The sequence below is a fragment of the Sulfitobacter sp. GN1-4 genome, from assembly GCF_055693825.1.
The window spans coordinates 3826947-3851772 of record NZ_JBVFUQ010000003.1; the positions used below are offsets into that span (position 1 = coordinate 3826947).

Sequence of the window (24826 nt, forward strand, 5' to 3'; positions counted from 1 at the left end):
AAAGCTTTGGGGCTGAATAACCTTCCAGGCGTTGATCAGCCCTTGCCCTTCCAGGGCACCAGGAACCGTTCCGCCCAGCGCATCAGCATATCAATGCCAAAGCCGATCACACCAATCAGGATGATCCCCATGATCACGATGTCGGTGTTCTGGAACTTGGACGCGGTCATGATCATCATCCCCGCCCCCTGTTCAGCAGCCACCAGTTCGGCCGCAACCACAGTGCCCCAGCACACCCCCATGGCCACACGGGCCCCGGTAAAGATCTCGGGCAAAGAGTTCGGCACAATCACATAGCGCATGATCTGCCACTTGCTGGCCCCCAGCGAATAGGCCGCATGCACCTTGGAGATTTTCACGCCAGACACACCGGCCCGCGCCGCAATCGCCATGATCCACAAGGCCGCCAGGAACAGCAGGATGATCTTGCCCGCCTCACCAATGCCGGCCCAGATGATCACCAGCGGGATCAAGGCCAAAGGCGGCACTGGGCGCATGAATTCCACGATGGGGTCAAACCAGCCGCGGAACCAGTTGCTCAACCCCATAGCATAGCCCAGCGGGATGCCGACAACAGCCCCCAGCAAAAAGCCCACAACAACGCGGAACAGCGAATAGCCCAGATGCTCCAGCAAGGTGAAGTTACGGAACCCCTCCTGCGCAATCGCGACAGAGCGTTTCCACACCTCTTCAGGGGCCGGCAAATACAACGGCTCCATCTGCCACCCTGAGGTCGGCGCAAAGTTCGGCGTGCCCTTATCAGACAGCGTCACAGTCCCGTCCGCAGTGCTCACCTTCTGGCCGGGTGCGATGGGCTTGCCATCAATGGCCACAACCTTTGCACCGTCAGCCTTGGTGATCTCATCATTGCTGTCCACACGGATCAGCGTGGTCCGCCACACCGCCAGCGTTGCGGTGTCGTTCTTGGCAAAACCGTCGCCCGGCTCAACCTCTGGCGCATCCACCTCTTCGCCGCGCTGGTGCACCACAACGGTCACCGTGGCGTCATCCGTGCTGCCATCAGCAGCCTGCGCGGTATAGGTAAAGCTGGTCTGCCCCTCAAACGGCCCCGGCGCATGCAGGAACTTTGGCAACAGGGTGGAGCCCGTGAAAATCCCCCACATCACAAAGATCGTGATGATGGAGATGATCCCGGCCCAACGGTTCGGGCGCACCGCGCTCTCATCGCCAAAGGTTACGGTCTTCAAAGAGGTATAATCCGCAATCCCCCGGCTTAACCGGGTCACCACGAAAGCTGAGACAACAAAGATGCCGACATAAACGGCAAAGAAGAATACGCCGGTCATGCTGCGTCCTCCTTGGTGCCCATAATCTCTTCTTCCATATCCCAGATCATGTTCAGGATCTCTTCGCGACGCGGACCAAACTCCGCATGCTTTTTCACCTCACGCAGATCGGAATTCACCCCAAGCTCGGCAAAGGGCAGGTTGTATTCTTTGTGAATGCGGCCCGGACGGGGCGCCATCACGATCAGACGTTCGCCCAACAACAACGCCTCTTCAACCGAGTGCGTGATCAGGATGATCGTCTTACCCGTCTCTTTCCAAAGCTTCAGCACAAGGCTCTGCATCTTTTCGCGGGTCAACGCATCCAGCGCGCCCAGCGGTTCGTCCATCAAAATCACGTCCGGGTCATTGGCCAGACAGCGGGCCAAGGCCACACGCTGCTGCATCCCACCCGAAAGCTCATAAACGGCCTTTTCTTTGAAGTCCTGCAGGCCCACCACATCCAACAGATGGTTCACTGTCTCGTCTTTCTCGGCGCGCGCCATGCCCTTCATGGACGGGCCAAAGCCCACGTTCTCACGCACAGACATCCACTCAAAAAGAGCACCTTGCTGGAACACCATGCCGCGTTCGGCATCGGGGCCTGTAATCTTGTGACCGTTCAGCACCATCTGCCCATCCGTCGGCGCAAGAAAGCCTGCCACGATGTTCAAAAGCGTGGTCTTGCCACAGCCCGATGGCCCCAGCACGCTCAGCAGTTCCCCCGCTTTCAGATCAAGCGAGACGTTTTTCAGCGCTTGCACATAGCCCCCATCGGGCAGGTCAAATCGCATGGATATATTGTCGATTTTAAGTCCGGTCATGTCCCTGGCTTTCTGGCCACCACGGCCAAGCAGAACGGGTTTACCCCGTCTTTTCATTGGTCTTTCAAATGTGTGGTGCGGCCCCGCTGAGGGCCGCACCGGGTCGCAATTACATGTCGTTTGCGGCTGTCAAAGGCGCAGTGTTAACCGCCCCTTCATAGCTGTCCAAAGCGGCATCAATGGAGCCCGCGCTGACAAATACGTCTGCCACACCCTTCATGAAGGTGGCCGCATTGCCGCCCAGCCAACCCTGGCCCAGCTGATCCGCGACGCTTGGGAACTTCATGGTGGAGATAGACGCTTTGGCCGCTTCCATATCCATACCAGCTTCCTTGGCGATCTTTGCCAGCATCTCGTCGCTCTGGCCGCTGTTCCACTCGGCGTTTGCATCCGCAGTCACCTTCAGGAACTTCGCCATCTCGTCACCGTTCTCAGCGATGTAATCCGCAGGGGCGGAGGTCACGTCGAACACCAGGATGCCCAGCTCTTCTTTTTCGTCACCGGTCAACAGCACGTTGCCGTACTCTTTCATGCGGGTCAGACCACCGCCGTAACCACAAGCGAAATCAACCGCTTTCTGGCTCAGAGCAGCCGCACCTTCTGGGGGTGCCATGTCAACAACCTGCAAGGAGGCCAGGTCAACGCCGAAGTGATCCATCTGACGCAGGAAGCCGTAGTGCGCAGCTGTCCCCAGTGGCACAGCAACTTTCTTGCCAGCCAGCTCGCCCGCGCTGCTTTTGTCCACTTCCAGGTCTGCGTGCACAACGCAGTTGTCGTTGTCAGAATAGCTGACCGCAACGTCGACAACCTGAATGTCCTGACCGCCGGATGACGCAACCACGAAAGGTGGCACACCCTGAGAAACAGAGATCTGAACATCGCCAGAGGCCATCGCCGCGGACATCGCCGTGCCGGTCTCGAAGGACACCCAGTTGATTTTCTTGCCCAGCGCTTCTTCGTACTTGCCGTCCGCTTTGGCGGCCAGGAATGGCATTGGCCACTCCAAGAAGTATGCGACGGTGATTTCGCCGTGGCCATCGGCCATGGCAGCTTGACCTGTCATCGCCATGACGACGCCGGCCACAAAACCTGTTGCAGATTTTTTGATCATTAAAGTTCTCCCTTTGATCGTTATTCCTGACCTATTGGGCCAGGTGTGTGATGAGCCTCCGGTTTTCACCCGTTTAATGAAACCTTTTCTCTCATTTTCCTGGTAAAGACGCAGACATCAGGCGGCACACTGTCGCTTCTTGTTCAGAAGCGCAAACAGTTTCCGCCCCCCGCCCAGCGAATTTAGCACAAGTTGAACAGTTGCTGCTTTACGCTGCAATTGGCGCACATAGGGGGTGTTATGGGGCCAAGAATAAACAACCAATCCAGCCCCGGCTATGAGTCCAGTTTGCGCCTGCGGCCTATGCTGCCTGCGCGCTCTGCATCTCCCACTGGTCCCGCAGACGCAGATAGGACATCGCCAATCCCGCCCCCAAAACCTGTGGCTCTCGAAAAGCATAGGGTGTGATCGGGGCCACCGGAAACGGCAAATCCTCAAGCGCGGTGCCCAAGGCGCGCCGGGCCAATTCGCGCCCCATCACCAGGCTCATCGCAACCCCGCGCCCATTATAGCCCAAACCACAGATCAACCCCGGTTGCGGCTCATGTAGATGCGGCACCCGGTCAGGCGTCAGCGCAATACTGCCACCCCAACGATAGTGCCACTTCACCCCTTTCAGGGCGGGGAAAATCTGTGGCGCATCTTTATAAAGCCACTGAAAACCGCCCACACCCCCGTTGGTGTGCGGTAGCCGATCCCGCCATAAATGAACTGCCCGCCCGGTTCGCGGCGGCAATACATGATCAGGCGGCGGGTGTCCGAAATCGTATGGCCTTCGGGGCAAAGCGGACCAAGCCGGTCCTCCTCCAACGGCTCTGTTGCGATCTGAATACTGGTCAGCGGCAAGACCGACCGTTTCAGCCCAGCTACCAGCCCGTCGGTATATCCATTGGTGGCGACAATCACCTTTTCTGCGCACACCTGGTGGCCCGCGACGCGCAGCACCCATGCCGCACCAGCGCGCGCGATATCGGTGACGGGGGAGTGGCTGAACACCTGCGCCCCGGCCTGTAGGGCCACCTGGGCCAAGCCCCGCGTCAACGCCAGCGGTTGCACCGCCCCGCCCCGCGTGTTCACCGTGCCCGAGACATAGCCATGCGCCCCAGTCATCCGCTGCACATCAGAGGCGCCTACAAATTCAAACGTGGCCCCAAAGTTGTTCCACAGCTTTGCGTTGGTCTGGCTGGTGTCCCGCGCCGCGGCACAATGATCGGCCCGCAGCCATCCCTTCTGCCGCGCCTCACAACGGATCTGGTAGGTCTCAACCAGCTCAAAAAGATCATCAGCAGACCGCAGCGCGACCTCGGCCAACCGCTCAAAATACTTGGTTCCCACTGCTGCGCGCAGATCATCTGGTTTTGAGACGGGCAGCATCGGGTTCACCTGCCCCCCGCTGCGCCCAGAGGCGCCGTTGGCCACGTCGCCTGCCTCAAACACGGCCACGCGCACCCCCGCTTCGGCCAGCAGCAAGGCCGCCCTCAGGCCGGTAAACCCGCCGCCCACAATGGCGACATCACAGCTTAGATCATCCGCCAGCGCAGGCGGCGCGATACCCGGCGCGGCGGTAGCATTCCAAAAGGCGTCTTTTTGTTCCATCTCAGGCCTATCCCACAGCGCGCTGGCCCTTGGAACAAGGTCCAATCACAGAGCTTGGATAGGTCCAGCGCCCCATGTCTTCGGCACCTGACCCTAGCCAGGCTCAAACAGCCGCAAAGGGATCGTCAATGACCCCGACCAGCTGCATCAAGAACGCCCCGTTCTCCGCATCCAGCGCCGCCGCATACTGGCTGTCAATCGCGGACCGCGCCGCGGTCACGCTGTCGGCCGTGCCGGTATAAAGCGCCATCGCAGCCGATGCATCGCTCACATCAGACATGCCGCGAATGACGGCGTAATAGGCACCAATATCTGTCTTGGTTTCCAGATACTGCCGGTCCGCTGCCTGCTGGGTGATAAACGCATCCGTCGCATCCGCCGGGGCGTCCGCCTTGGCACCGCCCAGCACCTCCAGGATAAACTGATCCCGGCCTACCGTGCCGGCGTCCAATACGCCCACCCAGAAATCAAAGCCCTCTTGATCCGCCGCCCGGCCCAGCACATTGCTATAGACCGCCGTGGCAAAATCCGCGTTGCTCAGATCCTCCGCATAGGTGGCCCGCGTCTCATCCTGATCAATGAACTCCGCCGCCATCTGCTGCAGGCTCGTCCCCCCGGCAAAGGCGGTGCCCCAGAAGTTCAAACCAATCGCATCCGGCGCACGATTGAAATACGCGATGTAGAGCTCAATAAAGCTGTCCATCTGCGCCTGCGTCAGCGACTGGGCGCCCGCAAAGGTCGTCAAATCAAATGGCCCGCCCGTGTTGTCGCCAAACACCAGCGCCTCCAGATTTGACAGCTCATCCGTGCCGTCCCCATCGCTGCGCCGATCGGCCAAGGTCGTGCCCTGCGCGCTCAGCGTCAGGGTATAGCTGTCCTGCGCGCCCGAATAGATGCCCGTATCCATCCCGTCACCACCGTCAATGGTGTCATTGCCGCCACCGCCGGTGATGAAATTGGCCAGCGCGTTGCCCGTCAGCGTGTCATCGCCGCGCCCGCCCAGCGCGTTCTCAACCTCAACACCATGGGCGATGGTATAGCCGCCACGCGCAACCGTCCCGCCCTCACGCCCGACAAAGGACATGAACCCACCGCCGCCCGGCTCCAACGCCAGTGTGGCAGCGCGCAGATCAATCACCGCGTTCTCCGTGGCCCCGGAAAAATCAATGGAATCGGTCCCGCCATTGTCCCATATCGTGACAAAGCCTTCGCCCTCACCATAAAAGGTATCGCCAAGCCCGGTGCTGGTGTTCGCCCCATAAAGAAGGTGCAGCGCGGCAATATCCAGCGCGCCAAAGGCATAGGCCTCGCCCTCAATATCGACCGTGGGATGCATCGGGTCGATGCCGGGTGTGTAGGACATCCGCGTGGTGAATTCACTGTTCAACCCAAAGGTGCCGGGGTCTGCATCCGTGGTCACACCGGGCAGGTTACTTGGCCCGTCAAACGGATGGCTCAACCCGATGGAATGCCCGATCTCATGGATCAGGGTGACGTCATCGAAACCGATGAACTCCGTGGGCACGACAATCTGGCTCATGCCCGCCCCCATCGGCTCCGAATACCCGGCAACCTCGGGGCCCAAGCTCTCCACCTCAACAAATTCAATGGCCAGGTTGCTGGACGTCGATTCCGTGAAGGTCACGTTCACGATCGTGGAAATGTAGGCAAAGGTATCGCGGACAAAATCCTTCTGCGTCTCAGACCAGCTGAGCGACTGGCTGGTGGAGCCGGTGAATTCTTGCGTGAAAATCGTCTCTCCAGCATCCAAGAACCCAAAGGTCACGGAAGAAGAGGTCAGAACATCATCACTGTCATAAGACGACAGGGCAGCAACAAGGACGGAGTCTTCGGGGTTCATGGCGCTCACTCATTAGAAACAGTCGCAACAGTAGGGCCTTGCGCCCGGTGCACTGTCAACGCCTCATTGCGACGCTCAAAAGATGGGCGATCTTTGGCGTGCCACAGGCCAGACAGGCATAACTGTCGCATCTGGCAAGGCATCATTAGACAGGTGCCCGTTCTGGCGCTATCAAAGTGAAACCTCTGGCCCTACTCGATTCTCTGTTCTACCAGCAAAGAAGGGGTATCACGGGGCAACTGCTGCCCCGATTTCGCTATTTTCGCGCACAGAAAGGTTGACCACCATGGACGGCAATTTCAACGAAAACGATCTCTCCCGCGTAGTAGAAGCTGACCGCGCGCACATTTGGCACCATCTGAGTCAGCACAAACCCTATGAAACCACAGACCCCCGCATCATTGTCGAAGGCAAAGGCATGCGCGTCTGGGATCAAAAGGGCAAAGAACACATCGACGGCGTCTCCGGCGGCGTGTGGACCGTGAATGTCGGCTATGGCCGCGAACGGATTGCAGATGCTGTGCGCGACCAACTGGTCAAGCTGAACTACTTTGCGGGCTCCGCAGGCTCCATTCCCGGCTCCAACTTCGCTGAGATGCTGATCGACAAGATGCCCGGCATGACGCGCGTCTATTATTGCAACTCCGGGTCCGAGGCGAACGAGAAGGGCTTCAAAATGGTCCGTCAGATCGCGCACAAGCGCTATGGCGGCAAGAAGAACAAAATCCTCTACCGCGACCGCGACTATCACGGCACAACCATCTCTTGCCTGTCCGCCGGTGGGCAAGATGAGCGCAACGCGCAATACGGCCCGTTCACCGATGGCTTTGTGCGCGTGCCGCACTGCCTGGAATACCGTTCCTTTGAACAAGACGGCGCGCCGCAGGAAAACTACGGCGTCTGGGCTGCTGACCAGATCGAAGCCGTCATTCTGCGCGAAGGCCCCGACACCGTCGGTGCCCTCTGCCTTGAACCTGTGACCGCAGGCGGCGGCGTGATCACCCCACCTGAGGGCTATTGGGAGCGGGTGCAGGAGATCTGCAAAAAGTACGACATCCTGCTCCACATCGATGAAGTGGTCTGCGGCGTGGGCCGGACCGGCACGTGGTTCGGGTATCAGCACTACGGCATCAAGCCGGACATGGTGACAATGGCCAAAGGCGTGGCCTCCGGCTATGCGGCGATTGCCTGCCTGGTCACCACCGAAGAAGTCTTTGACATGTTCAAAGACGATGCCAGCGATCCGATGAACTACTTCCGCGATATCTCAACCTTTGGCGGCTGCACCGCTGGCCCAACCGCGGGCATTGAGAACATGCGCATCATCGAAGAAGAAGGTCTGTTGGAGAACACCACCAACATGGGCCACTACATGTTCGATCAGCTGTCCGCCCTTGCAGACAAGCACGCGGTGATTGGCCAGGTCCGCGGCAAAGGCCTGTTCCTGGGCTGCGAGCTGGTCCAAGACCGCGACACCCGCGCGACAGCAGATGAAAAGCACGTCCAGGCGGTGGTCGGTGACTGCATGCAACAAGGCGTCATCATCGGGGCCACAAACCGCTCCCTGCCTGGTCGGAACAACACGCTGTGCTTCTCGCCCGCGCTGATCGCCACCAAGGACGACATCAACCAGATCGTCGAAGCGGTTGACGGCGCTCTGGGCCGCGTCTTCGGGTAAGACCTGGCGTGCAACGGGGCGGCATCAAAGACGCGCCCCGATAACGGCTGACAATATCAAAGGCCCCGTTTCAGGCGGGGCCTTTTGTTTCGGAGGCGGACAAGGGCGCGTGCGAAAGGCGTCGGGTCTCAGATCCCATTCATCTGGCACCACTGGTTTGGCAGTTCTTCTCATGACAAGGCGCATCTGGGCAGGACCGCTTGTTGAGCTTCAAGCAGATGTACCCCTCCTCCCGCGACATCGCCGTGCAATGCGCTGTCGGGGGGTGGCTAAGGGGAAAACCCTTCAACCCAGCGGAGCGAGCTGATGGGTCCTGACACCGGTGCACAAGGCATCGCAAAATGCGCCGAATTCCCTGACTTGGCGCAAGGCCGCGCATTCTAAGGTGTTAAAGTGCTGGCTTACCGGCTGGGTGTAATCGCTGGCGGCATCGCGGTGCCGGTCTCATCAATCCGTTTCCACGCAATCGCCGCCAGATAATTCCCGGTTTCCACCGAACTCACCGTGGTGCGCATCGGCCCGTATCCATCTTTGGGCCGGGCTTGGCGAAAAGGCTTTCGGTTGCGCGCAAGTCTGACAAGACCAGACAGCGTCAGCACCCAGAACATCCCCTCGCCCTTCAACGGTATCGACGCCACCGTTTCCCATCCGGCGTCCACTGCGGACGCAAGCATGTCAAAAGGATCGCGGCGTTTGGGGATCGCGTGTTTCAAATCAATTCTCTGCACATTTTCTGGTCTTTTATCACATCCCCACCATAGGGGAAACGCAGATACCTCTGCCCGCTCAGCGCACCGCTTTACCCTGAGGTAAGGCAAGTGTATGCCGCTGTGGTGCACGCGCTGTGCACAGGGTGTGAAAATTAGGAAAGCCTTAATACTCAGCCCCAACCTCGCCCTGAGACCACCCAAAACCTTGTTTTATATTGATATTTTCGATCTGCCGCGAAGGGGCCTCTGCCGCCACTCCAAAAGGCCAATCGCAGCCTACCGCACAATAAATGAAACCTCAGGTCTCATTAATCACTTTACTTTCGCGACCTGCAGTGGTACAGTTTACTTAGCCATTTTTGGTTTCACCCCACGATAATGCCAGATTGATGTCGCGCTAAGGCCAGCGTATACTCTGCCTATGGCACTCCCTGTTGAAACCTTCTTTCTGCACCCAGACGGGCAAGGCACGCTGCAACAGCAGATCCAGCAGATGATTGCGCAAGGCATCCTGTCAGGACGGTTTCAAAAGGGGGAAAAGCTGCCCTCCACCCGAAAACTCGCCGCCCATTTGGGGGTCAGCCGGATCACCGTCACGATCGCGTATACTGAGCTTTTGGCGAATGATTACCTCACCTCGCGCGGGCGTTCGGGCTATTTCGTATCCGCAAATGCGCCGTCTCCACCTGCCTTTGCAGCCAGCCCGGAAAGCCAGGATGCCGTCGATTGGGGCCGCGTCATAGGCCAGAAGTTCAGCGGCGGTGCCACGATGAGCAAACCGCAGGACTGGGCCAAGTTTCGCTATCCTTTCATCTATGGTCAGGCCGATCCGACGCTCTTTGATCACGCAAACTGGCGGCTTTGCGCCTTGCAGGCTTTGGGCCAGCGCGACTTCACATCGCTGACCACCGATTATTACGATCAGGACGACCCGCAGCTTATCGAATTCATCGCCCGCCACACCCTGCCCCGCCGGGGCATCACGGCGCGCCCTGAACAGATCCTCATTACACTGGGTGCCCAAAACGCGCTGTGGCTTACCACGCAAGTCTTGCTGACCCAACGCCGCCGCGCCGCGCTGGAAGATCCCTGCTATCCCGCGCTGCGAGGCATTTTGTCCCAGTCCCGCTGCTATGTAACCCCTGTGCGCGTGGATCAGGACGGCCTGCCGCCCGATGCCATCCCCCCCGATACGGATGTGATTTTCACCACGCCCAGCCACCAATGCCCCACCAACGCAACCATGCCCCTGCACCGCAGACATCAGCTGTTGGAGACCGCACAACAGAACGGCGCATTGATTGTGGAGGACGATTACGAGTTTGAGATGTCCTTTCTCAAATCCCCTTCTCCAGCGCTGAAATCCTTGGATACCGATGGGCGCGTGATCTATGTGGGCAGCTTTTCAAAGTCGCTCTTTCCGGGCCTGCGTCTGGGCTATCTGGTCGGCTCTGAACCCTTTATCCGAGAGGCCCGCGCCCTGCGCGCATCCGTGCTGCGTCACCCACCGGGGCATATCCAGCGCACGGCGGCCTATTTCCTGTCGCTGGGGCATTATGATGCCCTGATCAGGCGCATGGGCGCCGCTTTGCAAGACCGCCGCAAGGTGATGGAAACCGCGATTGCCGCACATGGGCTGGAGATTTCAGGCCGGGGTTACTTTGGCGGATCGTCTTTCTGGATGCGCGCCCCGGATCATGTGAACACAGATGAGCTGGTCCAACGGCTGCATGGCCGCAACGTCCTGATCGAACCGGGCCGCCCGTTTTTCGCCGGGGCGCATCAGCCGGCGAATTACTACCGTCTGGCCTATTCCTCCATCCCTGCAAATCGGATTGCGGAAGGGTTGGACATTGTGGCAAACGAACTAAGGCGGTTTGCCTAACTGGCATTACGCATCGCGACCTTTGGACCTAACGTCGAATCTCCGCGCAAACTAGGTTGCGCCCAAGCACTGCCCTATCCACACATCACCAAGGATCATCAGTTATGAAAATGACGACCGAAGAGGCTTTTGTAAAAGTCCTCCAGCGCCACGGCATCGACAACGCATTCGGGATCATCGGTTCGGCCATGATGCCGATCTCCGACCTGTTCCCCACAGCAGGCATCAAGTTCTGGGACTGCGCCCATGAAGGCAGCGCCGGCATGATGTCAGACGGCTACACACGCGCCACCGGCAAGATGTCGATGATGATTGCGCAGAACGGCCCCGGCATCACAAACTTTGTGACAGCTGTTAAGACTGCATACTGGAACCACACTCCTTTGCTTTTGGTTACCCCACAGGCCGCCAACAAAACCATTGGTCAAGGTGGCTTCCAGGAAGTTGAGCAGATGAAACTGTTCGAAGACATGGTTGCCTATCAGGAAGAAGTCCGTGACCCATCCCGCGTGGCAGAGGTACTGACCCGCGTGATCAGCCAGGCCAAGCGTCTGTCCGGCCCTGCACAGCTGAACATCCCACGTGATTTCTGGACACAGGTCGTGGACATCGAAATCCCTGACCCCATCGAATTCGAACGGTCCCCCGGTGGCGAAAACTCAGTTGCCGAAGCGGCCAAGCTGCTGTCTGGCGCAAAGTTCCCTGTCATCCTGAACGGCGCGGGCGCTGTTTTGGCCGAGGGCGGCATTGAAGCGTCCAAAGCATTGGCCGAAGCGCTGACCGCACCGGTTTGCGTGGGCTATCAGCACAACGACGCCTTCCCAGGGTCGCACCCGCTGTTTGCAGGCCCCTTGGGCTATAACGGGTCCAAAGCCGGGATGGAGCTGATCTCCAAGGCGGATGTGGTCCTGGCTTTGGGCACACGCCTGAACCCATTCTCCACCCTGCCTGGCTATGGCATCGACTATTGGCCAACGGACGCGAAGATCATTCAGGTCGACATCAACCCTGACCGCATTGGTCTGACCAAGAAAGTCAGCGTGGGCATCGTGGGCGACGCGGCAAAGGTTGCTAAAGGCATCCTGAACAACCTGAGCGATGACGCAGGTGACGAAGGCCGTGATGACCGCAAGAACCTGATTGCAAACACGAAATCCCGCTGGGCGCAGGAACTGTCTTCGATGAACGAAGAGCAGGACGACCCAGGCACAACCTGGAACGAGCGGGCCCGCGCGGCCAAGCCAGACTGGATGTCCCCCCGCATGGCATGGCGCGCCATTCAGCAGGCGCTGCCCCGTGAGGCGATCATTTCCTCAGACATCGGCAACAACTGTGCGATTGGTAACGCCTATCCTGACTTTGACGCAGGCCGGAAATATCTGGCACCGGGCCTCTTTGGTCCTTGCGGCTACGGTCTGCCTGCGATTGCAGGTGCCAAGATTGGCTGCCCAGACGTGCCAGTGGTTGGCTTTGCAGGCGACGGTGCGTTTGGCATCGCGGTGAACGAGCTGACGGCGATTGGCCGTGGCGATTGGCCTCCGATCACGCAGATCGTGTTCCGCAACTACCAGTGGGGCGCGGAAAAGCGGAATTCAACACTTTGGTTCGACGACAACTTTGTCGGCACCGAGCTGGATGAAGAAGTGTCCTATGCCGGTATCGCGCAGGCCTGTGGCCTGGAAGGCGTTGTTGCCCGCACCATGGATGAGCTGACAGCGGCCCTGAACAAGGCGATCGATGATCAGATGAACCACGGCAAGACCACGCTGATCGAAGCCATGATCAACCAGGAACTGGGCGAGCCCTTCCGCCGCGACGCGATGAAAAAGCCCGTTTCTGTGGCTGGCATCAGCGCGGATGACATGCGTCCCCAGGAAGTCGCTTGAACGCGGAACCTGGCATAACAAGGGGTAGGCCATGACCGTCCTGCATCAGCTGCAACAGCGCGCAGCGGCGCGGCCTGCCCATATCGTTCTTAGCGAAGGCCACGACCCCCGGGTCGTGGCCGGCGCGCTTGAGGCTGTCCGCGCGGGCATTGGCCAGGTGACCCTGGTTGGCCCTGAGGCTGACGTATCTGCCCTGTTGAAAGAGGCGGGTGCCACCGACAGCGATCACATCGCGATTGCGGATCCTGCGACCTCTGATTTGAGGCAAGAGGTTGCCGAGACCTTTCACACCCTGCGCCAGCACCGTGGTGTAACTCCCGAAGATGCCGCAAAGCAGGCGCTGAACCCTTTGATTTTCGCCGCCGCAATGGTGCGCAACGGCCATGCAGATGGCACCGTGGGCGGCGCTGTGGCGACAACCTCGGACACCGTGCGCGCCGCATTGCAGGTGATTGGCAAAGCCAGTGATGCCCCATTGGTGTCGAGTTTCTTTTTGATGGTCCTGCCTGAGGGCCACGCCTCTGGCCGGGTCGCGATGACATTTGGCGATTGCGGCCTTGTCATTGACCCCTCCGCAGAAGAGCTGGCCGCGATTGCCGCCGCCTCTGCCGCCTCTCATGCGCAATTGCTGGGAGAGACACCCAAGGTGGGCCTGCTGAGCTTTTCCACCATGGGCAGCGCAAAACACCCCAAAGTCACCAAGGTAACAGAGGCGCTTGGCTTGCTGCGCGCATCCCACCCTGATCTGGACGCAGACGGAGAGTTGCAGTTTGACGCGGCCTTTGTCCCCTCTGTCGGCAGCTCAAAGGCCCCGGGATCGGCTGTGGCCGGTCATGCCAACGTGATGATCTTTCCCAACCTGGATGCCGGCAACATCGGCTATAAGATCGCCCAACGGATCGGCGGCTGCGACGCGATTGGTCCGATCCTGCAAGGGCTTGCAAAACCGGCCAATGACCTGTCACGTGGCTGCACCGCACCAGACGTCACAAATATGATTGCTGTGACCGTTCTGCAGTGCCAGACGTGATCGACCATGGGTGCCGCTGAAAGGGTCAGAATGAGCTTGAGCAAACCTGAGCCTGCGCCGCCTGTACCTGGCGGCGATATGCCCGCCCCCAAACACCCCCTCAATGGTGCAGGTGCGGCAGGTGTCGCCCGCCCCCAGAGGCCCATATCATCCATGTCCTGCCTTTCAGAGGACACCAGTTTTTCAGCGCGTCGGACGGGAGGCCACAAGCCAATATGACCTATCAGCAACCCAAACTCGATCTGAGCCCCAAAGTCTCAGACGAGGTCCGCAAGACAACCTGCTACATGTGCGCCTGCCGCTGCGGGATCAACGTGCACATGAAAGACGGCAAGGTTGCCTATATCGAAGGCAACCGGGATCATCCGGTCAACCAGGGTGTTCTGTGCGCCAAGGGCAGCGCGGGCATCATGCAGCATAACGCACCGTCCCGCCTGCGCGCGCCGATGAAACGTGTAGGCCCACGCGGATCAGGCCAGTTCGAAGAGATCAGCTGGGATGAAGCCTATGACATTGCGACGGGCTGGCTGAAGCCTATCCGCGAAGACAATCCTGAAAAGCTGGCGTTCTTTACCGGGCGCGACCAATCACAAAGCTTTACCTCCTTTTGGGCGCAGAACTTTGGCACCCCGAACTACGCCGCGCACGGCGGGTTCTGTTCGGTCAATATGGCGGCGGCGGGCATCTATACGATGGGCGGCGCGTTCTGGGAATTTGGCCAGCCTGACTGGGACCACACCAAGCTGTTCATGCTTTTTGGCGTGGCCGAAGACCACGACAGCAATCCCATCAAGATGGGTCTGGGCAAAATCAAGAAACGCGGCGCGCGGGTGATTGGGGTGAACCCCATCCGCACCGGCTATAACGCTGTGGCAGATGACTGGGTGGGGATCACGCCCGGGACAGACGGGCTGTTTATCCTGTCGATGATCCACTGCTTGCTGAAAGCGGGCAAAATCGACCTGCATTATCTGGCGCAATACACCGATGCTGCCGTTTTGCTGAACAGCGATGAAAAGTCCCCCGAATACGGGCTTTACCTGCGCGATGCCGATGGCAAGCAACAGGTGATCGACCGCGTGACCGGCAAGCTGACCGCCTACGACACGCCCGGCGTCAAGCCGGATCTGATGGGGTCCCACCGCGCCGCCGGGATCACGCACACGCCGGTCTTTCACAAGATGGCCGAGATGTATCTGTCTGAGGAATACGCGCCCGAGGCGGTTGCCGCCCGCTGCGGCATCTCCGCGAACCGGATCCGCGCGATTGCCGCCGAAATCGCGCGCGTCGCCTTTGACGAGGCGATTGAGCTGGATCACGAATGGACAGATTTCCGCGGTGAGAAACACAGCAAGATGATCGGACGGCCCGTGTCATTCCACGCGATGCGCGGAATTTCGGCCCACGCCAATGGTTTTCAGACCTGCCGCGCGCTGCACACCTTGCAGATCTTGCTGGGCACGGTCGAGGTGCCAGGTGGTTTCCGGTTCAAACCGCCCTATCCCAAACCCGCCACCGCACACCCCAAACCCCATGTGGGTGTGAACCCCAACGCGCCCCTGAACGGGCCGCATCTGGGGTTTGTGCACGGGCCAGATGACCTTGCCCTCAAAGAAGACGGCACGCCTGCGCGCATCGACAAAGCCTATACCTGGGAAAACCCCATGTCGGCGCATGGGCTGATGCATATGGTGATCTCAAACGCACATGCGGGCGATCCCTATAAGATCGACACGCTGTTTATGTACATGGCGAACATGTCCTGGAATTCATCCATGAACACCAGTGGCGTGATGGAGATGCTGACAGACAAAGATGAAAACGGCGACTATGTGATCCCCCATATCATCTATTCTGATGCCTACAGCTCTGAGATGGTTGCCTATTCCGACCTGATCCTGCCTGACACCACCTACCTGGAGCGTCACGACTGTATCTCTCTTCTGGACCGTCCCATCTGCGAAGCGGACGCCGCGGCTGACGCCATCCGCTGGCCCGTGGTGGAACCTGACCGCAATGTCAAAGGCTTCCAATCTGCGCTCTGCGATCTGGGCGCGCGGCTGGGCCTGCCCGGCTTCACCAATGAGGACGGCAGCCAGAAATACGCCGACTACGCCGATTACATCGTCAACCACGAACGCCGCCCCGGCATCGGGCCATTGGCAGGCTGGCGCATGGGCGAAAAGGGTCTGCAATCAGGCCGCGGCGGTGTGAACGAAAGCCAGATCGACAATTACATCGAAAACGGCGGCTTTTTTGTCGAACACATCCCCGATGGGGCAAATTACTACAAACCCTGGAACACAGCCTATCAGGCCTGGGCGGTTGAAATGGGCATCTATGACAGCCCACAACCCTATCTCTTTTCGCTCTACGTCGAACCAATGCGGAAATTCCAACTGGCCGCAGAAGGTCACGGCGACCGCCAACCGCCCGATCACCTGCGCGACCGGATCAAAGAAACGCTCAACCCGCTGCCCATCTGGTATGAAACCGATCAGCACGGCAACGACGGCTTTACCGTGAATGCGCTGACACAGCGGCCAATGGCGATGTACCACTCCTGGGGATCGCAAAACGCCTGGCTGCGCCAGCTTCACGGCCGCAACCCGCTTTATGTGCCAACCAAGCTGATGCGCCAACACGGGTTAGAGGATGGCGATTGGGCGCGGGTCTCCTCTCCGCATGGAGAGATCACAGTGCCGGTCATGGAAATGGCGGCGTTGAACGAAAACACCGTCTGGACCTGGAACGCCATTGGCAAACGCAAAGGGGCCTGGGCGCTGGACAAAGACGCGCCCGAGGCCACCAAAGGCTTTTTGCTCAACCACCTGATCCACGAGTTGCTGCCGCCCAAAGGCGACGGTCTGCGCTGGGCCAACTCTGACCCTATCACAGGGCAGGCCGCCTGGTTTGATCTGAAGGTGCGCATCGAAAAGGTTGATGCCCCCAAAGAAGCAAAACCTGAATATCCGCCCCTGCATTCGCCTGTAGGACAGGGCCCAGACACGCTTGCCTGGAAGGTGGGCGAATGATCCGGGCTTCATCTTTCCACTATAACTACGGGGTCCGGGGCTGGCCCCGGTCCAACACCAGCAAGGAGTGCCAGCAATGACCACCCTGCCAGAACAGACCGAAAAGAAACTCGGCCTTGTCATCGACCTGGATACCTGCGTCGGATGCCATGCCTGTGTGATCTCTTGCAAAGGATGGAACACTGAAAACTATGGTGCGCCGCTCTCTGATCAGGATCCCTATGGGGCTGAGCCATCGGGCACGTTTCTCAACCGCGTCCATTCCTACGAAGTGCAGCCCACCCAGGGCGAAGCGCAGCTTATCCACTTCCCCAAATCCTGTTTGCATTGCGAAGACGCCCCTTGCGTCACCGTCTGCCCCACGGGGGCCAGCTATAAGCGGGTTGAGGACGGCATCGTGCTGGTCAACGAAAGCGACTGCATCGGGTGCGGCCTGTGCGCCTGGGCCTGCCCTTATGGCGCGCGGGAGATGGACCAAGAAGAGAAGGTGATGAAGAAATGCACCCTCTGCGTGGACCGCATCTATAACGAAAACCTGCCAGAGGTGGACCGTGTGCCATCCTGCGTGCGGACCTGCCCCGCAGGGGCGCGGCATTTCGGCGATCTGGGCGATCCTCACAGTGAGGTCAGCCAGCTGGTGGCCGAACGGGGCGGGGTGGATCTGATGCCCGAACAGGGCACCAAACCGGTCAACAAATACCTCCCCCCGGCCCAAGGACGCTCTGCCCGAGTTCGATATCCTGGCCCCCTACCTTGCCCCCGTTGTGGAAGAGCCCAAAGGTTTTCTGGGTTGGCTCGACAAAGCTTTGGAGAAAATCTGATGCATCCGGCCCCTTCTGTTATTTTCTTTTCCAGCTTCTCTGGCCTTGGCTTTGGCCTGTTGGTGTGGCTGGGCATCGGCTATCCTGATGTCACGGGCCTGACGGCCTTTATCTTCTTTGCCATCGCGTATCTTTTGGCGGTGGGCGGGCTGATTTCCTCAACCTTTCACCTGGGCCACCCTGAACGGGCGCTCAAGGCCTTTACCCAGTGGCGGTCAAGCTGGCTAAGCCGGGAAGGCTGGTGTGCGGTGATCGCATTGGTGGTCATGGCACTTTATGGTGCGGGGCTGGTTTTCTTTGATCAGCGCTGGGGCTTTCTGGGTCTGATCGGCGCGCTCTTTTCCTTGGCCACCGTGTTCACCACGGCGATGATCTATGCCCAGCTTAAAACCGTGCCGCGCTGGAACCTGCCGTTGACGCCCGCTTATTTCCTGTCGATCTCCATCGCAGGGGGCGCGCTGATGGCAGGAGAGGTGATGGCCGCGATCATCCTGTTGTTGGTGGCTGGCAGCACGCAAATCATCACGTGGATGATGGGCGATAAGGCTTTTGCCAGCGCGGGATCCGATATGGCAAGCGCCACACAGCTGGGCGGCATTGGAACGGTGCGCGCGTTTGAGCCACCCCATACCGGCACCAACTATCTGCTGCGCGAATTCGTGCATGAGGTGGGTCGCAAACATGCACAAAAGCTGCGGATGATTGCGCTGGGACTGATGTGTGCTTTGCCGATCGTGCTGCTGCTTTTGCCCTTCAATCACTTCTTCGCGCTGATCGCGGTTCTGGCGCATATCGCCGGGGTGCTGACATCACGCTGGCTGTTCTTTGCTGAGGCAGAGCACGTTGTGGGCCTTTATTACGGCAAACGCTAAGTGTCCGCGGTGACGATCCGGCGGGCTGACCCGTCGGAGGCGGCCGCGCTGAGCACCCTTATCCTGCTGTCCAAACAGTCGAACGGCTATGACGAGGCGTTCATGGCCGCCTGCCGGGATGAGCTGACGGTGACGGCCAAGGACATCACAAAAGAACTGATCTGGGTGGCCGAGACAGACCGTCTGGCGGGCTGCGTGACCCTTTCTGCGGACGGGGCGGAGAGCGGCGTCATCTCTCGCTTTTTTGTCCATCCCAGCTGCAAGCGGCAGGGTGTTGGACGCGCCTTGTGGGCACAGGTGCGTGAGGCCGCCAAAGAACGGGGGCTTGCCCGCCTCACCCTTGATGCAGACCCAGAGGCGGAGGCGTTCTACCGCGCGATGGGCTTTGTGACCGTGGGCAGATCGCCCTCCGGGTCTATCCCAGGACGGTTTCTGCCGTTGATGGAAATCAGGCTGACCGACTGATCACGCCGACAGCGGCAGACGCTTTTCCACAACCCGCGCCATGATCGACGCACCGATGGGCAGGATGGAGGGATCGAGCGTGTATTCCGGGTTGTGCAAAGGCATCGTGCCTGCATGGCCCACAATGCAATAGGCGCCCGGCACAACCCGCAGCATATCAGCAAAATCCTCAGACCCGGTAGCCGGTGCTTTGTTGGGGTCGATGTTATCGGGGCCGACGATATCTGCGGCAGCCTGCATGTAGATATCTGAAAGTTCATCGTCATTGATCAGCACGTCAAAGACGTTGCGCAAATCCAGCGCAATTTCCACATCATGGGCCAGCGCGAAACCGTCACAAATCGCCTGCAGCCGCTTGGCGGCCAGCGCATAAGTGTCATCATCAAAATACCGGATGGTGCCCGCAAGCTGCGCTGTTTCCGGCACAACGTTATAGGCAGCACCTGCGTGAAGCTGGGTGATGGACAACACCAAGACATCTTGCGCCGGGATGTTGCGGCTGAGGATGGTGTTTGCCTCTGTCGCCAATGAGGCCGCAATCATCAGCGCATCTTTGCTGTCGTTTGGCCGCGCCGCGTGGCTGCCCCGGCCTTTGATGCTGATGTCAAAAAACGCGGCCCCCGCCATCGCCTGACCTTTGCAAATGCCCACGGTGCCCGGCTCACCATTTGGCATGTTGTGCATGCCAAAGATCTCATCGCAGGGGAACTGATCAAAAAGCCCGTCTGCCAGCATCTGCCGCGCGCCGCCCAGGCCCTCTTCGGCGGGTTGAAAGATCAAAACTGCTGTGCCGTCAAAATCACGGGTGCTGGCCAGATGTTTTGCAGCCCCCAGCAACATGGTGGTGTGGCTGTCATGGCCGCAGGCATGCATCACGCCGGGGGTGGTTGAGCTGTATTCCAGCCCCGTCGCTTCGTGGATTGGCAGGGCGTCCATATCGGCGCGAAGCCCCACGCGCCGGTTGCCTTTCCCCTTCCCGTGGATCAGCGCAACAACGCCGGTTTTGCCCAGGCCTTCGTGAATTTCATCGACGCCGTATTCGCGCAGCTTTTCCGCGACGATCCCGCTGGTGCGGACCTCGGTAAAGCCAATCTCGGGGTGGGCGTGGAAATCACGAAACAGCGCTTCAAGCTCTTCTTTGCTTTCCGCGATGATGGGCAGGATGTTCATGGCAGCGTTCCTTTGTTCGGGCGTGGCGCTAAGGTGGGCCGAAGCCCACCCTACGGCAACCCCAAAAGGAGCGGCTTAGTTCATCAAACCCGCGTGACGCAGAGCGTCCTGGATCATGCCTTTGGTCTCATCCATCAGCCCTGTCAGGGGCAGACGCACCTCATCCGAGCACAGATCAAGCTGAGACATCGCGTATTTTGCACCCGCAAGGCCAGGCTCCGTGAAGATGGCCTTGTGCAGCGGCATCAGCCGGTCCTGAATTTCCAGCGCGGCGGCATAGTCACCAGCGGCGCAATGCGCCTGCATTTCGCTTAGCATCTTAGGCGCGACATTCGCTGTCACAGAGATACAGCCAACCCCGCCTTGTGCGTTAAAGCCGTGCGCGGTGGGGTCTTCGCCGGAAAGCTGGCAGAAGTCAGCGCCGCAGGTCATCCGCTGCATGGAAACGCGCGCCAGATCAGCGGTTGCGTCTTTCACACCCACGATACGCGGCAATTTCGCCAGCTCGCCCATCGTCTCAGGCGTCATGTCAATGACGGAGCGGGGCGGGATGTTGTAGATGATGATCGGCAGCGCGCAGGCATCGTGAATGGCGGTGAAATGCGCAATCAGGCCGCGCTGCGTTGGCTTGTTGTAATAGGGCGTGACGACCAGGATCGCATCCGCGCCCACAGATTCGGCGTGCCGCGCCAGGCGGATCGCTTCAACCGTGTTGTTGGAGCCCGCACCAGCAATCACCGGAATGCGGCCCGCGGCGGCTTTGACGACCTCTTCTACCACGATCTCATGTTCGCGGTGTGTCAACGTGGGGATTCCCCAGTTGTGCCCACTGGCACCAGACCGTTGGATCCTTCGCCAATGTGCCATTCCACGAGTTTTTTCAATGTCTCCAAATCCAGCTCGCCGTTGCGAAACGGCGTGACGAGGGCAGGCAGAGAGCCTTTGAACATGTGCACGCTCCTTTGTTGTGCTGGCCGGCGGGATGCCGGACGGGGACAGGGAAGGGACGGCAACGTGATTTGATTGCACGGCCCATCGGGATATGTTGCAAGGCTCTAGCCTCAAGGTTACGGGAATTGCAAGCGATGACGCGGATTCTGGCTGTTTTTGCAGTGTTTTTTATGTCTGCGGTGGTTGCATTGGCCGAACGCCCCAGGCCGCTGGGTTGGGCGATGGAGGCGATGCGCACAGGCAACTGGGGTGCAGCCGCAGCCCTGGCCGCCCGGGATGGGCAGGTTGCCGCCGATGTGATCGAATGGCACCGCCTGCGCGCGGGCCTGGGCAGCTATGCTGAGGTACAGGCGTTTTTGAACCGCCGCACCGACTGGCCCGGAGAGGCCTATCTGCGCCGTCAAAGCGAAGCGGCGGTGATCGGGCAGCCGGATGCGGACATCCTTGCGTTCTTTGCCGTCAAATCCCCACAGACCCCACGCGGCGTGTTGGCCCATGCCGCAGCGCTTGGCCGGGCGGATCAGGCAGGCGAAGCACAGGCAAATGTGGTGCTGGCCTGGCGCACAATGCCGATGAATGCCACGTCGCAGGCGCTGTTTCTGGCGGAATATGAGGCCTTGTTAAAACCCCACCACAGCGCCCGTCTGGACGCCATGCTGTGGGCGCGTGAACATACGGAGGCCCGCCAGATGTTCGATCTGGTCAGTGAGGCCGAGGTAGCGCTGGCTGAAACACGGATTGCCCTGCAACGCCGCCAGGATGACGTGAACGCGTTGATCAACGCGCTGCCCCCTAAACAGGCGGCCAGTCCGGGGTTGAAACATGACCGGTTTGAATGGCGCATCCGCAAGGGCCTAAGAGACAGCGCCAAAGCCTATCTGTTGCAAACCTCCACCAGTGCGGAGGCGCTGGGGCGGCCAGAGGCCTGGGCCAACAGACGGCGCGCGCTGGCCCGTGAGGAGATGCGCTCAGGCAATCCGCGCAACGCGTATCTGTTGGCCTCGCAGCATTTTCTGAAAGCCGGGTCGCATTACGCGGATCTGGAGTGGCTCTCAGGCTATATCGCCTTGCGGTTCCTGAATGAGCCTGCGGCGGCCTATGAGCATTTCGTCAACCACGACAACGCTGTGCAATCGCCCATTTCACAAGGGCGCGCTGGCTATTGGCAGGGGCGTGCGCTGGAGGCGTTGGGGCAGGCTGACCGCGCGAAAGCAGCCTATGCCGCGGGGGCGGCCTATCAGACGTCGTTTTACGGGCTTTTGGCGGCGGAGCGCGCAGGATTGCCCTTTGACGCCACTTTGGCAGGACAGGCCCCTGACACCGATTGGCGTGTCTCAGCACTGGCGCAAGATCCGCTTTTTCAGGCGGGCGTACTGCTGCAGGCGTCAGGGGAGCTGAGCACAGCGGAGCGGTTTTGGACCCATCTGGCAGAGCAGCTTGTGGCAGAGGATATCGCTTTGCTGGGTCAGGCTGCCATCGACATGGAACAGCCGCATCTGGCGGTGATGATCGGCAAACGCGCGGCGCGGCGCGGGCTGACCATTGCGGCCCCCTATTACGCGCTGCACCCGCTGGCGCGCCGTGATTTGCCCATGGCCCCTGAGATGTCCTTGGCGATTGCCCGGCGCGAAAGTGAATTTGATCCCGTGGTCCAAAGCCCCGTTGGGGCGCGCGGTCTCATGCAGCTGATGCCCGGCACGGCGCGGGACGTGGCCGCGGATTTGGGTGTGAGCGCACTGCACACCACCGACCGGCTGACCGCTGATCCGGTCTATAACGCGCGGCTGGGGGCCACGTATCTGTCCCAGATGGCGGCGCGTTTTGACGGGAATGTGGTGATGATGTCTGCGGCGTATAACGCAGGGCCTGCGCGCCCGACCCGCTGGATGGAGAGCTTTGGAGATCCAAGGCGCGGGCGCATCGACATCGTCGATTGGGTTGAGATGGTGCCGTTCCGCGAGACCCGCAATTATATCATGCGGGTCACTGAAAGCCTGCCGGTTTACCGTGCCCGGCTGGGATTAGAGCCGTTGCCCATCCCCTTTACCCAAGAGCTAATTGGCAGCACGCTGAAGGCGTTCGCGCCAAAAGGTGAATAGGCCAGCAGCCACGATGATGCCCGCACCGATGGCCACATTGGTGCGGATCACCTCGCCAAAGATGCTGACCCCGATCAGCGCTCCAAAGACCAGTTGGAAATAGGCGAAGGGTTGCACGGCACTGGCTTCTGCGACCTCATAGCATTTGATCAACAACCAATGCCCGCCCGCACCAGTCAGGCACAGCAGCCCCATCATCCCCCAATCCCGTGGCGTCATGGGTTCCCAGAACCACAGGCCAATCGCGGTCATCGCGACAGCCCCCGCAACGCCGGTCCAGAAAAAGCTGGTGGCCGTCGTATCGCGCCGCGCGGCGTAGCGGGTCAGCAAGCCATAAAGCGCAAACATCGACGCAGACAACAGCGGGATAAGCGCGGCGGGATCGAAAACGCCCATACCCGGCTGCAAGATGATGATCACCCCGACAAAGCCGGCCCCAATAGCCGCCCACCGCCGCCAGCCCACCTGTTCGCCCAGAACAGGGCCCGACAGGGCCGCCACCAGCAGGGGATAGCAGGTAAAGACCGCAAGGCTTTCTACCAGTCCCAAGACCGTGAAGGCCGCAACCATCACGCAGATCTCAGCCGCCAAAAGCAGCCCGCGAAAGATCTGCAGCAGCGGTTGGTCTGTCCGCGCCGCCGCACGGACGCCGCCCGCCTGCCGCTTGGCCAGCGCGATCACGAAGGCGGCAAAGAACCAATAGCGGATCATGACCACCATCAGCACGTTGTATTCTCCGGCCAGATGGCGGGACATGCCGTCTTGGACCGCAAAGATGAAGGTCGTCAGGATCATCAATGTAATGCCAAGCGGGATGTTGTTGGACTGGCTCATGCGGGCATCCTTGCGCGGGTCATGTGACGTTTGCGGCCAAAGCCTTTGGTGCGTTCAACGGCAAAGCCTGCCGCCTCAAGCCCGCGGCGCACGAAACCGGCAGCGGTATAGCTGGCCGCAGTGCCCAAGGGCGCGGTATGACGGCCCACGGCGGCCATCAGGTCAGGCGACCACATTTCAGGGTTCTTGGCCGGGGAAAACCCATCCAGAAACCAGGCATCTGCCGCACCGTCCCAGCGCGGAAGCTGCGCGCGTGCGTCCCCCACCACGACGTTAAGCTCAAGCTGCGGCAAGCCGATCTGCCCGCCCGCCCCGGTCCAGGCCTGGCCCAACATATCGCGCCGCCCGTCAAACTCGGGAAACGCCTGATGCGCGCGTTTCATATCCGTGGGTGCCATTGGAAAAGCCTCAAAGCTGGTGAAGCGCAGTGGACCGTCCTGGCCTGACCGCACCCAGGCATCCCAGACCATCAACAGGTTCAGCCCCGTGCCAAAGCCCAGCTCAGCCACATGAAACCCCGGCACAAACCGCTGCGGCAAATCGTTCCCGTCCAAAAACACATGCGCGGTTTCGGCCACGCCGTTCTCAAGGCTAAAGAAAGGATCATCGAACCGTGAAGAGACCGGCACATCACCGGCGCGCCAGTGGATCGGATCGGACTGGTTCTGCATGCCAACACCACGTAAGGAGGACCAGATCAGCAATGCGGGAA

General features: G+C 59.9%; 18 protein-coding genes and 2 pseudogenes. 9 read left to right on the forward strand and 11 right to left on the reverse strand.

The features are described 5' to 3' along the window. Positions 1 to 35: 35 nt before the first annotated feature. The 6 genes from ACZ1HM_RS19700 to ACZ1HM_RS19725 all read right to left on the reverse strand — a co-directional run bounded on the left by ACZ1HM_RS19700 (position 36) and on the right by ACZ1HM_RS19725 (position 6678). The gene (locus ACZ1HM_RS19700) at positions 36 to 1307 is read right to left on the reverse strand and encodes an ABC transporter permease (protein WP_472744294.1); all 1272 of its coding nucleotides are present in this window, start codon (positions 1305 to 1307) and stop codon (positions 36 to 38) included. Then, positions 1304 to 2110 carry a taurine ABC transporter ATP-binding protein gene (locus ACZ1HM_RS19705; RefSeq protein ID WP_472744295.1) on the reverse strand — a complete coding sequence of 269 codons (807 nt, stop codon included), beginning with the start codon at positions 2108 to 2110 and terminating at the stop codon, positions 1304 to 1306. Before ACZ1HM_RS19705 ends, ACZ1HM_RS19700 begins: the two co-directional genes overlap by 4 nt. A gap of 109 nt (positions 2111 to 2219) precedes the next feature. Then, positions 2220 to 3221 (reverse strand): taurine ABC transporter substrate-binding protein, encoded by a 1002-nt coding sequence (locus ACZ1HM_RS19710; protein WP_472744296.1) that lies wholly within the window; start codon positions 3219 to 3221, stop codon positions 2220 to 2222. A gap of 301 nt (positions 3222 to 3522) precedes the next feature. Further along, positions 3523 to 3891 (reverse strand): FAD-dependent oxidoreductase, encoded by a 369-nt coding sequence (locus tag ACZ1HM_RS19715; RefSeq protein ID WP_472744297.1) that lies wholly within the window; start codon positions 3889 to 3891, stop codon positions 3523 to 3525. Next, positions 3837 to 4817 carry an NAD(P)/FAD-dependent oxidoreductase gene (locus tag ACZ1HM_RS19720; RefSeq protein ID WP_472744298.1) on the reverse strand — a complete coding sequence of 327 codons (981 nt, stop codon included), beginning with the start codon at positions 4815 to 4817 and terminating at the stop codon, positions 3837 to 3839. The genes ACZ1HM_RS19715 and ACZ1HM_RS19720 overlap by 55 nt, the downstream gene beginning before the upstream one ends. Positions 4818 to 4920: 103 nt before the next feature. Further along, positions 4921 to 6678, reverse strand: a complete 1758-nt coding sequence (locus ACZ1HM_RS19725; protein WP_472744299.1) for a DUF4214 domain-containing protein — start codon at positions 6676 to 6678, stop codon at positions 4921 to 4923. Positions 6679 to 6964: 286 nt separating this feature from the next. Between ACZ1HM_RS19725 and ACZ1HM_RS19730 the strand changes: the two genes are divergently transcribed. Next, the gene (locus ACZ1HM_RS19730; RefSeq protein WP_472744300.1) at positions 6965 to 8356 is read left to right on the forward strand and encodes an aminotransferase family protein; all 1392 of its coding nucleotides are present in this window, start codon (positions 6965 to 6967) and stop codon (positions 8354 to 8356) included. A gap of 401 nt (positions 8357 to 8757) precedes the next feature. Here the strand turns inward: ACZ1HM_RS19730 and ACZ1HM_RS19735 are convergent, their stop codons facing one another. After that, positions 8758 to 9084, reverse strand: a complete 327-nt coding sequence (locus ACZ1HM_RS19735; protein ID WP_472744301.1) for a hypothetical protein — start codon at positions 9082 to 9084, stop codon at positions 8758 to 8760. Positions 9085 to 9487: 403 nt separating this feature from the next. Here ACZ1HM_RS19735 and pdxR point away from each other — a divergent pair, with 403 nt between their 5' ends. The 7 genes and pseudogenes from pdxR to ACZ1HM_RS19770 all read left to right on the forward strand — a co-directional run bounded on the left by pdxR (position 9488) and on the right by ACZ1HM_RS19770 (position 19060). After that, entirely contained in the window at positions 9488 to 10951 is a 1464-nt protein-coding gene (gene pdxR / locus ACZ1HM_RS19740) for a MocR-like pyridoxine biosynthesis transcription factor PdxR (RefSeq protein ID WP_472744302.1), read from the forward strand. 104 nt (positions 10952 to 11055) lie between these two features. After that, on the forward strand, positions 11056 to 12837 hold the full coding sequence (gene xsc / locus ACZ1HM_RS19745) for a sulfoacetaldehyde acetyltransferase (protein ID WP_472744303.1): 1782 nt from the start codon (positions 11056 to 11058) through the stop codon (positions 12835 to 12837). Positions 12838 to 12868: 31 nt separating this feature from the next. Beyond that, entirely contained in the window at positions 12869 to 13867 is a 999-nt protein-coding gene (gene pta / locus ACZ1HM_RS19750; RefSeq protein WP_472744304.1) for a phosphate acetyltransferase, read from the forward strand. Between the two features lie 215 nt (positions 13868 to 14082). Next, positions 14083 to 16902 carry a molybdopterin oxidoreductase family protein gene (locus tag ACZ1HM_RS19755; protein ID WP_472744305.1) on the forward strand — a complete coding sequence of 940 codons (2820 nt, stop codon included), beginning with the start codon at positions 14083 to 14085 and terminating at the stop codon, positions 16900 to 16902. A gap of 76 nt (positions 16903 to 16978) precedes the next feature. Beyond that, positions 16979 to 17723: pseudogene (locus ACZ1HM_RS19760) on the forward strand (4Fe-4S dicluster domain-containing protein). Further along, positions 17723 to 18595, forward strand: coding sequence for a dimethyl sulfoxide reductase anchor subunit family protein (locus ACZ1HM_RS19765; protein WP_472744306.1), 873 nt, complete (start codon positions 17723 to 17725; stop codon positions 18593 to 18595). Before ACZ1HM_RS19760 ends, ACZ1HM_RS19765 begins: the two are co-directional and overlap by 1 nt. Beyond that, on the forward strand, positions 18596 to 19060 hold the full coding sequence (locus ACZ1HM_RS19770) for a GNAT family N-acetyltransferase (protein WP_472744307.1): 465 nt from the start codon (positions 18596 to 18598) through the stop codon (positions 19058 to 19060). Here ACZ1HM_RS19770 and ACZ1HM_RS19775 read toward each other — a convergent pair whose 3' ends face one another. Further along, a complete protein-coding gene (locus ACZ1HM_RS19775) occupies positions 19061 to 20230 on the reverse strand; it encodes a M20 aminoacylase family protein (protein WP_472744308.1) in 1170 nt (389 codons plus the stop codon). 75 nt (positions 20231 to 20305) lie between these two features. Continuing rightward, positions 20306 to 21180, reverse strand: a pseudogene (dapA, locus tag ACZ1HM_RS19780) (4-hydroxy-tetrahydrodipicolinate synthase). Between the two features lie 135 nt (positions 21181 to 21315). Between dapA and ACZ1HM_RS19785 the strand changes: the two are divergent. Then, entirely contained in the window at positions 21316 to 23280 is a 1965-nt protein-coding gene (locus ACZ1HM_RS19785) for a lytic transglycosylase domain-containing protein (RefSeq protein ID WP_472744309.1), read from the forward strand. Here ACZ1HM_RS19785 and ACZ1HM_RS19790 read toward each other — a convergent pair. Further along, positions 23236 to 24114: a DMT family transporter gene (locus ACZ1HM_RS19790; RefSeq protein WP_472744310.1), complete on the reverse strand. Its 879-nt coding sequence runs from the start codon at positions 24112 to 24114 to the stop codon at positions 23236 to 23238. The genes ACZ1HM_RS19785 and ACZ1HM_RS19790 overlap by 45 nt on opposite strands. Further along, positions 24111 to 24785: a tRNA (5-methylaminomethyl-2-thiouridine)(34)-methyltransferase MnmC2 gene (mnmC2, locus tag ACZ1HM_RS19795; protein ID WP_472744311.1), complete on the reverse strand. Its 675-nt coding sequence runs from the start codon at positions 24783 to 24785 to the stop codon at positions 24111 to 24113. Before mnmC2 ends, ACZ1HM_RS19790 begins: the two co-directional genes overlap by 4 nt. Between the last annotated feature and the right edge of the window lie 41 nt (positions 24786 to 24826).

Bases quoted from the DNA above. Each gene is read 5' to 3' on its own strand.
- ACZ1HM_RS19765 (WP_472744306.1), top strand. From the start codon at position 17,723: ATGCATCCGGCCCCTTCTGTTATTTTCTTTTCCAGCTTCTCTGGCCTT.
- ACZ1HM_RS19785 (WP_472744309.1), top strand. From the start codon at position 21,316: ATGACGCGGATTCTGGCTGTTTTTGCAGTGTTTTTTATGTCTGCGGTG.
- ACZ1HM_RS19710 (WP_472744296.1), bottom strand. From the start codon at position 3,221: ATGATCAAAAAATCTGCAACAGGTTTTGTGGCCGGCGTCGTCATGGCG.
- xsc (WP_472744303.1), top strand. From the start codon at position 11,056: ATGAAAATGACGACCGAAGAGGCTTTTGTAAAAGTCCTCCAGCGCCAC.
- mnmC2 (WP_472744311.1), bottom strand. From the start codon at position 24,785: ATGCAGAACCAGTCCGATCCGATCCACTGGCGCGCCGGTGATGTGCCG.
- ACZ1HM_RS19775 (WP_472744308.1), bottom strand. From the start codon at position 20,230: ATGAACATCCTGCCCATCATCGCGGAAAGCAAAGAAGAGCTTGAAGCG.
- ACZ1HM_RS19705 (WP_472744295.1), bottom strand. From the start codon at position 2,110: ATGACCGGACTTAAAATCGACAATATATCCATGCGATTTGACCTGCCC.
- ACZ1HM_RS19730 (WP_472744300.1), top strand. From the start codon at position 6,965: ATGGACGGCAATTTCAACGAAAACGATCTCTCCCGCGTAGTAGAAGCT.
- ACZ1HM_RS19725 (WP_472744299.1), bottom strand. From the start codon at position 6,678: ATGAACCCCGAAGACTCCGTCCTTGTTGCTGCCCTGTCGTCTTATGAC.
- pta (WP_472744304.1), top strand. From the start codon at position 12,869: ATGACCGTCCTGCATCAGCTGCAACAGCGCGCAGCGGCGCGGCCTGCC.
- ACZ1HM_RS19790 (WP_472744310.1), bottom strand. From the start codon at position 24,114: ATGAGCCAGTCCAACAACATCCCGCTTGGCATTACATTGATGATCCTG.
- ACZ1HM_RS19720 (WP_472744298.1), bottom strand. From the start codon at position 4,817: ATGGAACAAAAAGACGCCTTTTGGAATGCTACCGCCGCGCCGGGTATC.
- ACZ1HM_RS19755 (WP_472744305.1), top strand. From the start codon at position 14,083: ATGACCTATCAGCAACCCAAACTCGATCTGAGCCCCAAAGTCTCAGAC.
- ACZ1HM_RS19700 (WP_472744294.1), bottom strand. From the start codon at position 1,307: ATGACCGGCGTATTCTTCTTTGCCGTTTATGTCGGCATCTTTGTTGTC.
- pdxR (WP_472744302.1), top strand. From the start codon at position 9,488: ATGGCACTCCCTGTTGAAACCTTCTTTCTGCACCCAGACGGGCAAGGC.